This is a genomic window from Terrabacter sp. P5_B1, from assembly GCF_056400505.1.
In genome coordinates this window covers 1-15,282 of record NZ_JBFULD010000060.1, presented here as the reverse complement: position 1 = coordinate 15,282, position 15,282 = coordinate 1, and the positions used below count along the sequence as shown (strand labels likewise).

Sequence of the window (15,282 nt, the reverse complement as noted above, 5' to 3'; positions counted from 1 at the left end):
CGCCGCTCGCCCTCCTGCGTGCGAGCGGTCCGACCGCGCTCTCGCTCGACACCTCGCTGCTCCGCCCGCGCGAGTGGGAGGGCGTGGCGGTCGCGGTGGAGGACGGCATACGCCTCCACGCGGGTGTGGTGCCCACGGACGGCGGGCGCACCCGCCCCCAGGACCTCTCCGCCACCCTCGTGGAGGCCTGGACCCGAACCGGCCTGCCGCTGCGCTCGCTGGCCGATGTCGTCGTCACGCCCGCATGCGGTCTGGCCGCCGCGTCGCCCGACGTGGCGCGAGCAGTGCAGCGCGCCGCGGTCGAGACCGCCCGCGAGCTCGAGGAGCGCAGCGTCGGGTGACAATGCACCCGAGCGGGTCGAACCAAGGACGCGAGAGGCCGGTCACCAGCAGGTGACCGGCCTCGTCAGGCGCTGAGGGGGCTCAGAGCGCGGAACCCGCGGTCCACGTCGCCCAGCTGAGGTTCCAGTCGGCGTAGCCGTTGCCCATGGTCATGGGCCGGGGCGTGCCGGTGGTCTCCACGACGTCGCCGATCATGACGTTGTCGTAGAGCCAGCCGGCGTCGGGCTCGCTCATGCCGGTGCAGCCGTGGCTGACGTTGCGGTGTCCCTGGTCGGCCACGGACCACGGAGCGCTGTGGAGGAACTCTCCGGAGTCGGTGACCCGCATGGCGTACTTCACCGGAGTGTCCGCGTAGTAGTTCGGGTCATCCTTCTTCAGCCCGATGGTCTCGGCCTTCATCGTGATGTCGGTCTGCTTGTCCATGATCACCTTGACGCCCGAGCGCGTGATGAAGCCGGGACGACCGCCGGTGACGGGGATGTGCTTGGCCAGCTTGCCGTTGATCATCACGTCCATCTGGTCGGTCGTGAGGTTGACCTTGGCGACGAGCGAGCGGCCGATCGTGAAGTCCGACGTCTGGCTCAGCTGGCCGTAGCGGGCGCCACCGGCGGGCACGCCGTTGAGGTCGGCCTCGACGTGGACCTTGCTGCCCGCCTTCCAGTACGCCTTGGGGCGCCAGTGCGCCTCGCGGGAGCTGAGCCAGTACCAGGAGCCGGCCTGCGCTGGCGTCGCCGTCACCACCATGTGCTTCTCGAAGGTCGCCTTGTCGACGACGGGGAGGTCGAAGCGCACGACGACCGGCATGCCGATGCCGACGGTGCCGCCGTCACGCGGCGAGACCGCAACGTCCACCTGGTCGTCGAGGGTGAGGTTCGCGGTGCGGAACGTCTTGGTCGTCTGCGTGGTCTTGCCGTCGGCGTCCGTGGCCTGCATGGTCAGGGTGTACGCGACGCCGGGCTCGAGGAGGTCACCCGCGGTCCACGTGCCGCCCCGGAGCGTGCCGTCGACCGAGATGCGGTTGCCCTTCTTGCTCGTGTAGAAGAGCCAGGCCTTGATCAGGGTGCCCTTCTGCGCCGAGGCCGTGACGCGCGTGTCGACGGCGACACCCTCCGCGTCGGCGGCAGGCGTCGTCGTGAAGACGACCGGCTCGGTGGTCGGGGCGGGAGCCTGCGACGGCGTCCCACCGGACACGTCCGACGCCGAGCTACCGGGCTTGGCGCGGTCAGCAGGTGCGGGCGTGCTGCAGGCCGAGACGCCGAGCACGGCCATGGCGGCCATCCCCGAGACCACGGCGGAACGGAAGCTCGACTTCACGCGTGATTACCCTTCGCAGACGAGACGCCACCCGTTCCGGGGCGGAACGGGGCGCGACACGTCGATAGTGCCTCTGCCCCCAAGTGTCACCGATCGGGCCCAATACGCCAAAACCAACGGCGAGTCCAGCCGCTGCGCGTGTCGTCCCCGCGGGCGGTCGTCAGGAGGCGTCCTGGGCGCGGACCTCGCGGCGCAGGATCTTGCCGGTCGGCCCCTTGGGCAGCTCGTCCAGACTCCAGATCCGGCGAGGGTACTTGTAGGCGGCGAGGCGCTCCCTGACGTAGGTCTGGACATCCTCCAGCGTCGTGGTCGAGCCGGGCCGGAGCACGACTGCCGCCCCGACCTCCTCGCCCATGAGCTCGTCGGGCACGCGCACGACCGCGGCCTCGAGGACGTCGGGGTGCGTGTAGAGCACCTCCTCGACCTCGCGCGGGTAGACGTTCATGCCGCCGCGGATGATCATGTCCTTCTTCCGGTCGACGATCGTGAAGTAGCCCTCGTCGTCGACGGTCGCGAGGTCGCCGGACCGGAACCACCCGTCGGGGATGGCCTCCCTCGTGGCCTCGGGGCGGTTCCAGTAGCCCTTCATGATGTTCTCGCCGCGGATCGCGATCTCGCCGATCTCGCCGGCGGCGGTGTCGTTGCCCTCCATGTCGACGAGCTTCATCTTGCAGCCCGGGATGGCTCGGCCGATGGTGCCGGGCTTGGTCGGCTTGTCGGGCATGTTGAAGGACGCGACGGGTGAGGTCTCGGACAGGCCGTAGCCCTCGAGGATCTGGCACCCGAACTTCTCCTCGAAGGCCTTCATGACCTGGGCCGGCATGGCCGAGCCACCGGACGCGCACGTGCGCAGGCTGCTCGTGTCGGCCTGGTCGGCGTTCGGGTGGTGGAGGATCGCGGCATACATCGTCGGGACGCCCTGGAAGATCGTCACGTCGTCGCGTCCGAACATCTCGATGGCCTTGGCCGGGTCGAAACGGGGGAGGAGCGTCAGGGTGCTGCCGCGCTGGACCGAGGTGTTGAGCCCGCAGGTGAGGCCGAAGACGTGGAAGAGGGGCAGGCAGCCCATGATGACGTCGTCCTCGGTGATCTCCATGATGTCGGCCGCCGAGCGCTCGGCGTTGCGGTGGAGGTTGAAGTGCGTCAGCTCGGCGCCCTTGGGCTTGCCGGTGGTGCCGCTCGTGTAGAGGATCACCGCGGTGTCGTCGTCGGCGCGCGGGGCCGGCTCGAGCACCGGGGCCGCTGCCGACTCGGAGGCGTCGAACTGCCCGTCGGCCGGGCCCAGCGGGCCGCACACGACAAGGCGCGTGCCGGTCTCGGCAGCCGCCTTCCCGGCCTCGTCGGCGAAGTCGGGCCACACGAAGCTGAAGCGGGCGCCACTGTCCTCGTAGAAGTACTGGATCTCCCCGGACTTCAGCAGCGGGTTCATCGGCACGACCACGCCGCCGGCCAGGAGCGTGCCGTAGAAGGCGACAGGGTATGCCGGCACGTTGGGGAGGATGAGCGACACCCGGTCGCCGGGCTCGAGACCCGCAGCCCGCAGCCGGCCGGCCACTGCTGCCGCCGCGCGGTGCAGCGCCGACCACGACAGCTCGACCTGGTCGAGCTTGATGCCCACCTTGTCCGGGACGCGAGCCGCGGTGGCGACGAGGTTGGTGGCGAGGTTGGTCATCTCTGCTCCTTCGCAGGGGGCGGGCGCGGGCTCGCGCCCATTGTCACCGCTGGGTCGCCCGGTGAACAGACCGGTGCGCCGTGACGAGTGTCATCGACCGGGCACCGTCGGGACCGGCTGGCAGGATGAGCCCGTGAGCGAGAGCACCGGCCCCACCACTGTCACCGACGAGGTCCCGACCGAGGTCCACCAGGAGTGGGCAGACCTTGCCGAGCAGGCTGCCGCAGCCCAGTTCGCCTACCACGTCAAGGACGCGCCGACGATCAGCGACGGCGAGTACGACCAGCTCATCCGGCGCCTCAACGCCCTCGAGGGTGAGTACCCGTCGCTGCGCACGCCCGACAGCCCGACGCAGAACGTCGGGGGCGCCTCGTTCGCGACCGGCTTCGAGACCGTCGACCACGTCGAGCGCATGCTGAGCCTCGACAACGCCTTCTCCTTCGAGGAGCTCCAGACCTGGGCCGAGCGCGTCGAGCGAGAGGTGGGGGCGGGAGCGCACTACCTCACCGAGCTCAAGATCGACGGGCTCGCCATCAACCTGCTCTACGAGAAGGGCCGCCTCGTGCGGGCGCTGACGCGAGGTGACGGACGCACCGGCGAGGACGTCACCAACAACGTCCGCACCATCGAAGGCGTCCCGGAGCGGTTGTCCGGTGCTGACGTGCCGGCTCTGGTCGAGGTCCGCGGCGAGGTCTTCTTCCCGACCGCGGCCTTCGCCGACCTCAACGCCAGCCTCGTCGAGGCGGGCAAGGCGCCCTTCGCCAATCCCCGCAACGCGGCCGCCGGCTCGCTGCGCCAGAAGGACCCCAAGGTGACGGCCAGCCGTCCGCTGCGCATGCTCGTCCACGGCATCGGCGCACGCCGCGGCTTCGACGTCGAGCGCCAGAGCGAGGCGTATGCCGTCCTGCGCGCCTGGGGGCTGCCCACCTCGGACGAGGTGCGCGTGCTCGACGACATCGCCGCCGTCGAGGAGTTCGTGACCTACCACGGCGAGCACCGCCACGACCGTGCCCACGACATCGACGGCATCGTCGTCAAGGTCGACGAGGTCCCGCTCCAGCGCCAGCTCGGCGCGACCTCCCGGGCGCCGCGCTGGGCCATCGCCTTCAAGTACCCGCCGGAAGAGGTCAACACCAGGCTCCTCGACATCCGCGTCAACGTCGGCCGCACCGGGCGGGTCACCCCCTACGGCGTCATGGAGCCCATCGTCGTCGCCGGCTCGACCGTCGAGCAGGCGACGCTGCACAACCCCTACGAGGTGGAGCGCAAGGGGGTCCTCATCGGTGACACCGTCGTCCTGCGCAAGGCCGGTGACGTCATCCCCGAGATCGTCGGGCCCGTCGTCGACCTGCGCGACGGCACCGAGCGCGCCTTCGTCATGCCGACCGAGTGCCCCGCGTGCGGCACGCCACTCGCCCCCGAGAAGGAGGGCGACAAGGACATCCGCTGTCCCAACAGCCGCTCGTGCCCGAGCCAGCTGCGCGAGCGGGTCTTCGCCCTGGCCTCCCGTGGCGGCCTGGACATCGAAGCGCTCGGGTGGGAGGGGTCCATCGCGCTGCTGGACTCGGGCATCATCACCGATGAAGGGGACCTCTTCGCCCCTGCGGAGGGCAGCTCGCACGCGGGGGACTACGGCATCACCCGCGAGAAGCTCACCCGCGTCCCGCTCTACACGCGCGCCGCGAAGAAGACCGATGCCGCCGAGAGCGTAGTCGACGGACGTGTCCTGTCGGCCGGTGGGAGCACGCTGCTGGCCGAGCTCGAGAAGGCCAAGACGCAGCCGTTGTGGCGGGTCGTCGTGGCCCTGTCGATCCGGCACGTCGGCCCCACCGCCGCCCGGGCGCTCGCGACGCACTTCGGCTCGATGGAGGCGATCCGAGCCGCGTCGACCGAGGAGCTCGCGCAGGCCGAGGGGGTCGGGGGCGTCATCGCCGAGGCCGTGACCGACTGGTTCGCGGTCGACTGGCACCAGGAGATCGTCCGCAAGTGGGCCGACGCCGGCGTCAGGATGGCCGACGAGGTCGACGAGTCCGTGGAGCGCACGCTCGAGGGCAAGACGGTCGTCGTCACGGGATCGCTCGAGGGCTTCTCCCGCGATGAGACGAAGGAGGCCATCATCAGCCGCGGCGGCAAGGCGTCCGGCTCGGTGTCGAAGAAGACGGACTACGTCGTCATCGGGGCCAACGCCGGCTCCAAGGCGGCCAGGGCCGAGGAGCTGGGCCTGACGATCCTCGACGAGGACGGCTTCCGCCGGCTCCTCGCGACCGGCTCCCCGGACTGACCGACACCGAGGTGGCTCCCCGTTCACGCATTTCGTCGGGTTCAAGCGTTTCGTGCTCCGGCGGGCCACCCGGTCCTTATCCTCGGACTGCCAGCTCACACTCCCGACAGGTGGTTTGCCATGGGTCGACCCATCTTCCGCCGTGTCCTCGCCGCGGTGACCGCAGCCGCGGCGGCGCTCACCGTCGGCGCGGCCTCACCATCCGTGGCGGCCGACGCGTGCAGCGTCAACACACCGTCGCGCTGGACGATCTCCAGTCCCTTCAAGGCAACGTACGTGGGTCTCGCCGGAGACTGCCCTCCGGGCGTGTACGCGAGCTGGTTTGCGTACTCCAGTCAGGGTCCGGAGGACACGCTGACGTTCGACGGGACGCACATGGCCTACTTCGACATGTACGACCTCGCGACACTGGGCAGATGGACCTGGCGACCCTCACTCTGCTTCTTCGCCGACTTCACCGAGGTGTGCGCGCAGAACACGCGGACGATGGATGTCCGTCTCGGCGGCTGGTCCCGTCTGACTGCCACCCGGTCGGGTTCCCGCGTGACCGTGTCGACCTCCGTCGCCCGCTACGCCTACTCACTCGACCGCTTCGTTCCCTGGACCAACGTGCGCGGGACCGTGCAGTACAAGGCCCCCACCGCCACGGCGTGGACGAGCCTCAAGTACGTCTATGCCGGCTCGAGCGGGCGCTACAGCTTCACCTACACCACCCCGAGCACCCGTGACTACCGCGTCGTGTTCCCGGACACGCCGCTCATCTGGGGCCACACCAGCGCAACCGTTCGACGCTGACCCGCACCGGATCGGTTGCCCGTTTCGACCTCTTCGAGCGATTCGTCCGCGCGGTGGCGCCGGCACACCTAGCATCGCCCTGCCACCCACCACTCTCGACAAGGGACCAAGCAATGTCTCGAACCTCCCTCCGCCGCGCCGTCGCCACTGTTGCGGCGTTGGGCGCAGCGCTCGCCGTGAGCGCCGCGGCCCCAGCCTCCGCGGCCGGCACCTGCAGCGTCAACGCCCCGACGCGCTGGACGATCTCCAGCCCGTTCAAGACCACGAACATCTCCCTCGGGTCGGACTGTGCCGCAGGCACCCACGCCGCCTGGGAGGCCGTGGCGAGCAGCGGAACGGTCGACGCCCTGGTCTACGACGGCACGCGCACTGAGCCGTTCGACGTGTACGACGACGACCCGCTCGGCCGGTGGACCTGGCGCCCCGCCGACTGCTTCAGCGCGGACTTCTCCGAGCAGTGCACCCAGAACACCCGCACGATGGACGTCCGCCTCGGCGGCTGGTCCGGGCTGACGGCCACGAGGTCCGGCTCGAAGGTCACGCTCACCACCTCGGCCGCGCGRTACGCGTACTCCGTCGACAAGTTCGTCCCGTGGACCAACGTGCGCGGCACGGTCCAGTACAAGTCGCCGACCTCGACGACGTGGACGAGCCTCAAGTACGTCTACCCGGCCTCCAACGGTCGCTACACGTTCGCCTACACCAGCTCGAGCACGCGCGACTACCGCGTCGTCTTCCCGGACACGACGCTGATCTGGGGCCACACCAGCGCCACGCTCCGACGCTGACGCCCACGCCACGGCCCGGCGCCGCCCGACCGCCACCGGTCAGGCAGCACCGGGCCGTCGTGTGCGTAGCACCCACATCGCCGTAGCAGGTGTGTGAGCCCGCACCGTCACTTCGTGTGAGCGCCTCCCTAGGCTCTGCGTAGTCGATCGACCCAGCCGGTCGGCACCGCTCACCGCAGCGCGATGCACGAGGAGGTGCAGGTCTTGACGGGTACCCCGTTGCTGGAGACCAGGGCCCTGACCAAGGAGTTCCGTGGTTTCCGCGCCGTCTCGGAGGTCGACCTGTCGGTCGCCTGCGGCACGGTCCACGCCCTCGTCGGACCCAACGGAGCGGGCAAGACCACGCTCTTCAACCTCCTCACCGGCTTCCTCTCACCGACCTCCGGCTCCGTCCTGTTCGACGGCCAGGACATCACCGGCCGCGCCCCCGAGCAGATCGCACCGCTCGGCATCGCGCGCTCCTTCCAGATCACGAGCCTCTTCGAGGCGATGACGCTGCGCGAGCACCTCGAGCTCGCCCTCGCGAGCCCCACCGGCATGGGCAAGCAGTGGTGGCGCTCGGTCACCCGGATGGCGACGTTCAAGGACCGCGCCATGGAGCTGCTCGAGCAGGTGGGACTCGCCGACCGCGCAGGGGCGCCCGCCTCGTCACTCGCGTACGGCCAGAAGCGCGCGCTCGAGCTCGCCATCGCGATGGCGCTCGACCCCAAGCTGCTGCTCCTCGACGAGCCGACCGCCGGAATGGGCATCGAGGACGTCGACCGGACCATCGCCCTCGTCAGGCAGCTCGCGACGGGTCGCACCGTCGTCTTCGTCGACCACAACATGCACGTCGTCGGCTCGCTGGCCGACCGCGTCACCGTGCTCCAGTCGGGGCAGGTGCTCGCGGAGGGACCCTACGAGCAGGTGCGCGCCGACGAACGGGTCATCACGGCATACCTCGGAGCAGCTCATGAGTGACAACGCCAGCCTGACAACCCAAGTCACGAACTCCGTTGAGGGACAGCCGTCCCCGCGCATGCTCGAGGTGGCCGCACTCTCGGCCTGGTACGGCGAGGCGCGCGTGCTGACCGACGTCAGCATCGACGTCGCTCCCGGTGAGGTGGTCACCCTCGTCGGCCGCAACGGCGCCGGCAAGACGACGCTGCTGCGCTCGGTCATGGGCCTGCACCGGCAGACCGACGGCGCCATCAGCTTCGACGGCGCCGACCTGGCCAAACGTTCGGCCGACGCCCGCGCCCGCGCCGGCATCGGCTGGGTCCCCGACGACCGCGGCATCTACGCGAGCCTCACCGTCGCCGAGAACCTGATGCTGCCACCCGTYGTCCACCCGGACGCGTGGCCGCTCGAGCGCGTCTACGAGTTCTTCCCGGTGCTGCACGAACGCCGCGACTTCCCCGGCACCAAGCTGTCGGGGGGCGAGCAGCAGATGCTCGCCATGGCCCGGGTCCTGCGGATGGGTTCCCGGCTGCTGCTGCTCGACGAGCCGAGCGAGGGCCTGGCCCCCGTCATCGTCCAGCGCATCGGCGAGATCATCCGCGAGATCAAGGGCCAGGGGGTCGGCGTGCTCCTCGTCGAGCAGAACGTCAAGTTCGCCTCGACGGTCGCCGACCGGCACTACCTGCTCGCGCAGGGAAAGGTCGTCGAGCACCTCGGCAACGACGACTTCCGGGCTCGCGAGGGCGAGCTGCTCAGCTACCTCGGCATGTAGCCCGGCATCCCGCGGTCCACGGCCGAGTGCACCAAGACCACGCGTCACCCACCCGTTCCACCCCGTCACAAACCAGGAGCAGACATGCGTAGCAGGACAGTCCAGGGCACCATCGCCATCGCGGCGACAGCGTCGCTCTCACTCGCCGCGTGCGGGGGAGCCGGCGGCCCCCAGTCGGGCGGCTCGAGCAAGCTCACCGACGACAAGGTCGTCATCGGTCTGCTCAACGACCAGTCGGGCGTCTACAAGGACCTGTCCGGGCCCAACAGCAAGGTCGCGATCCAGATGGCGATCGACGACTACAAGGCGAAGTACGGCGACAAGGTCGTCGCCAAGACCATCGAGGTCGTCACAGCCGACCACCAGAACAAGGCAGACATCGCCAACTCCAAGGCACAGGAGATGTACGACCGCCAGAAGGCCGACGTCATCCTGGACGTGCCCAACTCCGCCGCGGCGCTGGCCGTCGCGACCCAGGCCAAGGCCAAGAAGAAGCTCTACATCAACATCGGTGCCGGCACGACCGCCCTCACGGGCAAGAGCTGCAACAAGTACACCTTCCACTGGGCCTACAACACCGCTGTCCTCGCGCGTGGCACCGCCGGCGCCATCACGAAGGCCGGTGGGACGAGCTGGAACATCGTCTACCCCGACTACGCCTTCGGCCAGGACATGAACAAGTCGTTCAGCGCCGAGGTCAGCAAGAACGGCGGCACCGTCGGCCAGTCGATCGCCTCGCCCTTCCCGAGCGACAACTTCGCCACCTTCATCACCAAGGCCGGCGAGGGCAACCCCAAGGTCGTCGGCTCGATGCACGCGGGCGGCGACCTCATCAACTTCGTCAAGCAGTTCAACCAGAGCTCGCTCAAGGGCAAGGTCCAGCTCGCCGTCGGCCTCATGTTCATCACCGACATCCACTCGCTCGGGGTCGACCAGTTCGCCGGCACGCAGTTCACGGACGCCTGGTACTGGAACTTCGACGCGCAGAACAAGAAGTGGGCCGACCGCTTCAAGGAGAAGACGAACACCCGTCCGTCCTTCGCACACGCTGCCAACTACTCGGCCGCGATGAACTACCTCGAGGCCGTCCAGGAGGCCGGCACGGACGACGCCGACGCGGTCGTCGGCAAGCTCGAGGGCAAGAAGATCAACGACGTCTTCCTTCGCAACGGCGAGGTTCGCAAGGCCGACCACGCCGTGATCCACGACGTCTACCTCGCCAAGGTCAAGAGCTCGGCCCCCGAGGACTGGGACTACGAGGACATCGTCAAGACGATCCCCGCCGCCGAGGCGTACGGCGAGGCCAACGCCGCCTGCTCGATGAGCTGACCTGCCCGCTGGTATGCCGTCCGGCGGCGTCCCTGAGGACGCGCCGGACGGCATACCAGCGCAGAGCGCCGGCTCCAGCTAGGGCGTGCCCGCACCGATCGACCGCGAACGAGCGAGAGACATGAGCGAATTCATCCAGTACACCCTCCAGGGGCTCGCCGCCGGCGGCTTCTACGCGCTGTCCGCGCTGGGCCTCGCCGTCATCTTCGGCGTCCTCGGGGTCGTCAACTTCTCCCACGGCGCCTGCTACATGCTCGGCGCCGTCATCTCCGCGGTGCTCCTCGCCGAGCTGCACCTGGGCTTCTGGGTCGCGCTCGTGGTCGTCCCGATCCTCATGTTCGGCTTCGGTGTTCTCATGGAGCGGCTGCTCGTGCGCTGGCTCCTGGCGCTCGACCCGCTCTACAACTTCCTGCTGACCTTCGGCCTGACGCTCGTGATCGTCGAGGCGGTCAAGCAGAAGTACGGCGTCTCCGGGCTGCCCTACACGATGCCGGCCGGCCTCGACGGGCAGCTGCAGGTCGGCAGCGTCACCCTCGCGACGTACTCCGTCTTCGCCTGTCTCTTCTCGGTGGTCGTCTGCGTCGCCGTCGGCCTGCTGCTGACCCGGACCCGCATCGGGATGATCGTGCGGGCCGCCACCGAGGCCCCCGAGCGCACCCGGGCCCTCGGCATCAACGTCGGCCGCTGGGTCACCCCGGTCTTCGGCTTCGGCATCGCGCTGGCCGGGCTCGCCGGTGTGCTCGCCGCCCCGACCCGGGCGATCACGGCCGAGATGGGCAGCAACTTCATCATCATCCTCTTCGCCGTCGTCGTCATCGGCGGACTGGGGTCCATCCTCGGCGCGGTCGTCGCCGGCTTCCTCGTCGGCCTCGTGGAGGCCTACGGCGTCGCCTACGCACCCGCCTACGCCCAGATCGTCATCTTCGTGCTGATGGCGTTCGTCGTTCTCGTCCGGCCCTCGGGGCTCTTCGGACGGGAGGAGGTCGCATGAGCGAGCAGATGACCGCCAAGGTCGACGTCGACCTGGCCCAGCCCTCGATCCTCTCGCGCCGCAACCCGCTGCGCTACGTCATGCTGCTGGCCGGCCTCGCCGTGCTCGTGATGCTGCCGTACTGGATCTACCCGCCCGTCGCGATGGACATCCTGTGCTGGGGACTCTTCGCGATCAGCGTCGACCTGCTCCTCGGCTTCACCGGGCTGCTCAGCTTCGGGCACGCCGCCTTCTGGGGCGGCTCGGCCTACTGCACGGGCCTCATCGCCACCCACTGGGGCGTGCCGTTCCCGGTCGCGGTGCTGGGCGGCGCCGTCTTCTCGATGGTCATCGCCTGGCCGATCGGCTACCTCTCGGTTCGCCGCACGGGCATCTACTTCGCCATGGTCACCCTCGCCTTCGCGCAGATGCTCTACTTCGTCGCCAACCAGGCCCGCGACCTCACCGGCGGCGAGAACGGACTGCAGGGCATCCCGCGGAACTTCTTCGGCATCGAGTCCGTCGAGACCGACCCGTTCTACTTCTACTACGTCGGTGCGGTGCTGATCCTGCTCGGCATCCTGGTGGCCTGGCGGGTCGTCAACTCGCCCTTCGGCCGCGTGCTGACGGCCGTACGCGACAACCCGGCGCGCGCCCGCGCCCTCGGGTACGACGTCGAGCGCTACAAGATCACGGCGTTCATCATCTCCGCGGGACTCGCCGGCCTCGCCGGTGGTGTCTTCGCGGTGAGCCACCAGTTCGCCTCGCTCCAGGAGCTGATGTGGACGACGTCGGGCAAGGTCGTGCTCGTCACGGTGCTCGGCGGGATCGGCACCCTCTGGGGCGGGCTCGTCGGCGCCGGCGTCGTCGTGACCCTCGAGGACTATCTCGCGAGCTCGGGTTTCGAGGGCATCGGCCTGATCACGGGCACGATCTTCGTGCTCATCGTCCTGCTCTTCCGGCACGGCATCTGGGGGACGGGACGCAACGTCCTGCGCCGGTACGTCYTCGACCGGCGCCGCCAGACACGGAAATGAGGTGAAGCAGCCCGTCCCGACGTGGAGGGCTGCCCGACGGAGTCGGTGACCGCTCCGGGGTGACGAGGCGGTGGCCGCCCCGTCCACGCCGGGTGACGGGCCCGCGGCCGCGGCAGTCGTTGTTCACCGGAGGTGGTCAGGACGTGGCCGGGTGGTCGCCATGAGGGGCGCCGAGCCACTCACGGCGGTCGGCCGGCCGAGCTGCCCCGATCGTGACCTCCCAGACAAGGACACCGGCGGTGAACGGGTCCATCCCGGACAGCCCGATGACCTCGTTACGCAGCAGCACGAACGCCTCGTGGTCAGGCGGGACGCCGCGTCCGGAGCGCTGCATCGCCGCATCGACGAGGGCTCGAGCACGGCTTGGAACGGTGCATGCCCGGACGATGTGGAGACGGTGCCGGCGCAGCCTCCCACGCCAGCGCGTGACCCGCCAGACCCCACCCGCACAGAACGCGTGGAACACCACCACAGCCACGGCGATGCGCTCAACGCGCAGGGCTGGCCCAGCGCCCGTCTGCCATGTCCACACGATGGGCAGCATCAGCAGGCCGACGAGCAGGCTCACCCCGAGCGGAGGGTACGCCAGAAACGCCCGCCCCGAAGCGGGAGCCTGACGTGCCTGCCACACGGATGCGGCCCAGGCCTGCACATCCGGCTCGTGGGCAGCCGACGGGAAAGGTGCAAGACCGGTAGGTCCGCCTGAGCATGCCGTGTCGGGCCCCGTCGGCGGGGTGGCAACGTCCGGGGCGGCGAGGATCGCGGTCATGGCAGCAGCGTTCGCGTGACTGACGATGTCGGCGCAGTCGTACGTGAAGAGAGCGATGCAGAACCGCTCGGCGTACGCCAGCGCCGTCTCCGAGTACGTGCCCGACGTGAAGTAGAACAGTCGAAGCTCGCAGCCACGCGCGTCGGCCACGAGGTCCTGGAGCGCCTCGGCGTGGGTGACCGCAACCCCCAGCCTCAGGTGAGCCAGCGCTGACGCCGAGGAGATCACGCACGCGGTCCGCCGCTCCAGCCCGGACAGGTAGCACCGCGAACCGCCTGGGTGACCGAGGGAGGCCAGCCACCCGATCGCCGCCTCGTGCGCGCCGGCCTGCGTGGTCAGCGAGGGCAAGGCGTCCGCCGACCGGTCGCTGGCGCCGGCACCCACCTCACCGCCTCCTGGGTACACCCGTGCGGCGAGCGGTGCTGGAAGAGCTGAAAGCCGTCGAGTGCGCCACCCCGCCCAGTGGCGTCGCCTCCTCACTGGACGCCGCCGACACTGGGGCCGATGCGGTCAGCCTGCGCTTCTCGCGACCATGCATGAGCAGCAGCACGGCGACGGCAACCAGGGGGAGGCAGGGTCGAGGCGATCACGGACGTTCTCCGTCGATAGTTGGGCTATCAGGCCGCTCCGCCCCTGACCGAGGTGCGACCAATGGCGTACGCGTACCCAGAGGCGGGCATCGCGCGCTGCCCGCGGGATGAGCGGTGAACACCTCGCGCGGCCTGTCACGTCCTGCGGGGCCTTCGCGCGGTGAGCGTGGAGCGGCATCAGCCGGCTGACCGCTTTACCCGTTGTCCTCGGCGGGTGCCGGGGAGGAGTCTGGAAGACGCGGCGGTGCCGCGAGGGCCCCGCCCCGAACCGGAGGAGGCGGACCGTGTACGCACGTTCCACGACCATTCTTGGCCAGCCCGCGCTGACCGACGCCGGTATCCAGCACGTGCGAGACGTGGTGATGCCGGAGGTCAGAGAGATCCCCGGCTGTGTCGGCATCTCGCTGCTCGTCGACCGCTCCAGCGGGCGCTGCATCGTGACCACGGCTTGGGAGTCCGAGGAGGCACTGCGTGGCTCTGCCGACATCGTGACCCCGATGCGGGCCCGGGCCGTCGAGCAGTTCGGCGGCACGATGACACTCGATCAGTGGGAGCTGGCCTACCTGCACCGCGCCCAGCGCGCGGCTGACGGCGCCTGCGCCCGGGTGACCTGGGCCGAGGCCGACCCGACAGCGATCGACCGCATCGTCGACGCCTTCAAGACAAGCATCATGCCGCGCGTCGAACAGCTCGACGGCTTCTGCAGTGCGAGCCTGATGATCGACCGCGCGAGAGGACGTAGCTGTGTCACCGCGAGCTACGACTCGACCGAGGCGATGGCGAAGGCGGCCGACACGGCGATGGGCCTGCGTGCTGACCTTGTCCAGGAGACCGGCATGCGCGTCGCTGAGGTTGCCGAGTTCGAGCTTGTCCTGGCACACCTCGACGTGCCCGAGCTGGTCTGAAGCGGTCTGGACGGCGTCGGTCCGCGCTCGGGCCGGCGCCGTCCGTGCCTCCGGGAAGCACGTGGAACACGCACGCACTTTCGGCAGCGGCAGCGGACGTCGTACGAAGGCAGCTGGAGCGCGAGGAGGGCGGTCAGGGCTTGGCGTGCCTCCTGGTGATGGCCCCGCGACGCGTCACTCGGTGGCGGCTCGACGCTGCTCGTCGTCGAAGGCGAGGTGGACGGCTGCCTCCTTGGCGGAGGCCCCCGCGGCGACGGCCGAGCGGGTGAGCCCGATGTTGCGCGAGGTGGCGGCCATCGCAGCGGCGACCCGGCCGCGGCCGTAGGTCATCGAGTGGGTGGCGGCGACGCCGATGGTCGACCCGACCTCGATGGCGTCCTGGTCGGCGCCCATGTAGAGGAACTGCCATGCGTACTCGGAGGTCTGCCGCTCGATGAGCGCCTTGACCTGGGCGTGCGTGAGCTCGCGCGAGGAGTTCTCGTGGCCGTCGGTCATGATGCCGACGATCACGACGCCCGGACGCTCCTGCTCGGGCAGGGCGGCGAGGCGGGCGCCGGCTTCGCCGAGGAGGCGCCCGATGGAGTCGAGCAGCGCCGTGGAACCGCGCGGCGACAGGGACAGCGGCGGGACGTCGGCCGCCGGCACGTCCCGGTAGACCTCCTCGTACCGGTCGTCGAACTGTGCCAGCGTGACCCGGCACTCGCCGGGCTGGCTGCGCTGCTCGGCGATGAACGCGTCGAAGCCGCCCTCGGTGTCGTCCTTGATCGACTGCATCGACC

The 15,282-nt window shown here is 69.7% G+C and carries 13 protein-coding genes and 1 pseudogene; 10 read left to right on the top strand and 4 right to left on the bottom strand.

The window, feature by feature from the left end; translation table 11 throughout:
- Positions 1-341, top strand: a pseudogene (locus tag AC1DP0_RS06700) (methionine synthase); the annotation flags it as partial.
- Positions 342-423: 82 nt separating this feature from the next.
- Here AC1DP0_RS06700 and AC1DP0_RS06695 read toward each other — a convergent pair.
- Both AC1DP0_RS06695 and AC1DP0_RS06690 read right to left on the bottom strand, forming a co-directional pair.
- Positions 424-1,656 carry an Ig-like domain-containing protein gene (locus tag AC1DP0_RS06695; RefSeq protein ID WP_478083092.1) on the bottom strand — a complete coding sequence of 411 codons (1,233 nt, stop codon included), beginning with the start codon at positions 1,654-1,656 and terminating at the stop codon, positions 424-426.
- Positions 1,657-1,816: 160 nt separating this feature from the next.
- Positions 1,817-3,328 (bottom strand): long-chain-fatty-acid--CoA ligase, encoded by a 1,512-nt coding sequence (locus tag AC1DP0_RS06690; RefSeq protein ID WP_478083091.1) that lies wholly within the window; start codon positions 3,326-3,328, stop codon positions 1,817-1,819.
- Positions 3,329-3,461: 133 nt separating this feature from the next.
- Between AC1DP0_RS06690 and ligA the strand changes: the two genes are divergently transcribed.
- From ligA to AC1DP0_RS06650, 8 genes are all read left to right on the top strand, one after another.
- Complete coding sequence (ligA, locus tag AC1DP0_RS06685) at positions 3,462-5,609, top strand: NAD-dependent DNA ligase LigA (RefSeq protein ID WP_478083090.1); 2,148 nt, start codon at positions 3,462-3,464, stop codon at positions 5,607-5,609.
- A 120-nt stretch (positions 5,610-5,729) separates the two neighbouring features.
- Positions 5,730-6,404 (top strand): hypothetical protein, encoded by a 675-nt coding sequence (locus AC1DP0_RS06680; protein WP_478083089.1) that lies wholly within the window; start codon positions 5,730-5,732, stop codon positions 6,402-6,404.
- Positions 6,405-6,517: 113 nt separating this feature from the next.
- On the top strand, positions 6,518-7,192 hold the full coding sequence (locus AC1DP0_RS06675) for a hypothetical protein (protein WP_478083088.1): 675 nt from the start codon (positions 6,518-6,520) through the stop codon (positions 7,190-7,192).
- A 204-nt stretch (positions 7,193-7,396) separates the two neighbouring features.
- Positions 7,397-8,152: an ABC transporter ATP-binding protein gene (locus tag AC1DP0_RS06670; RefSeq protein WP_478083087.1), complete on the top strand. Its 756-nt coding sequence runs from the start codon at positions 7,397-7,399 to the stop codon at positions 8,150-8,152.
- Positions 8,145-8,903 carry an ABC transporter ATP-binding protein gene (locus tag AC1DP0_RS06665; protein WP_478083086.1) on the top strand — a complete coding sequence of 253 codons (759 nt, stop codon included), beginning with the start codon at positions 8,145-8,147 and terminating at the stop codon, positions 8,901-8,903. The genes AC1DP0_RS06670 and AC1DP0_RS06665 overlap by 8 nt, the downstream gene beginning before the upstream one ends.
- A gap of 84 nt (positions 8,904-8,987) precedes the next feature.
- Positions 8,988-10,232 (top strand): ABC transporter substrate-binding protein, encoded by a 1,245-nt coding sequence (locus tag AC1DP0_RS06660; RefSeq protein WP_478083085.1) that lies wholly within the window; start codon positions 8,988-8,990, stop codon positions 10,230-10,232.
- 121 nt (positions 10,233-10,353) lie between these two features.
- On the top strand, positions 10,354-11,223 hold the full coding sequence (locus AC1DP0_RS06655; protein WP_478083084.1) for a branched-chain amino acid ABC transporter permease: 870 nt from the start codon (positions 10,354-10,356) through the stop codon (positions 11,221-11,223).
- Positions 11,220-12,239: a branched-chain amino acid ABC transporter permease gene (locus AC1DP0_RS06650; RefSeq protein ID WP_478083083.1), complete on the top strand. Its 1,020-nt coding sequence runs from the start codon at positions 11,220-11,222 to the stop codon at positions 12,237-12,239. The genes AC1DP0_RS06655 and AC1DP0_RS06650 overlap by 4 nt, the downstream gene beginning before the upstream one ends.
- Positions 12,240-12,375: 136 nt before the next feature.
- Here AC1DP0_RS06650 and AC1DP0_RS06645 read toward each other — a convergent pair whose 3' ends face one another.
- Complete coding sequence (locus AC1DP0_RS06645) at positions 12,376-13,392, bottom strand: hypothetical protein (protein ID WP_478083082.1); 1,017 nt, start codon at positions 13,390-13,392, stop codon at positions 12,376-12,378.
- A 490-nt stretch (positions 13,393-13,882) separates the two neighbouring features.
- Between AC1DP0_RS06645 and AC1DP0_RS06640 the strand changes: the two genes are divergently transcribed.
- Positions 13,883-14,503, top strand: coding sequence for an antibiotic biosynthesis monooxygenase (locus AC1DP0_RS06640; protein WP_478083081.1), 621 nt, complete (start codon positions 13,883-13,885; stop codon positions 14,501-14,503).
- A 174-nt stretch (positions 14,504-14,677) separates the two neighbouring features.
- Here AC1DP0_RS06640 and AC1DP0_RS06635 read toward each other — a convergent pair.
- A partial coding sequence (locus AC1DP0_RS06635) for a VWA domain-containing protein (RefSeq protein ID WP_478083080.1) occupies positions 14,678-15,282 on the bottom strand: 605 nt, incomplete at its 5' end.

Coding starts and splice junctions, on each gene's coding strand:
- AC1DP0_RS06690 (WP_478083091.1), bottom strand. CDS start 3,328: ATGACCAACCTCGCCACCAACCTCGTCGCCACCGCGGCTCGCGTCCCG.
- AC1DP0_RS06655 (WP_478083084.1), top strand. CDS start 10,354: ATGAGCGAATTCATCCAGTACACCCTCCAGGGGCTCGCCGCCGGCGGC.
- AC1DP0_RS06660 (WP_478083085.1), top strand. CDS start 8,988: ATGCGTAGCAGGACAGTCCAGGGCACCATCGCCATCGCGGCGACAGCG.
- AC1DP0_RS06680 (WP_478083089.1), top strand. CDS start 5,730: ATGGGTCGACCCATCTTCCGCCGTGTCCTCGCCGCGGTGACCGCAGCC.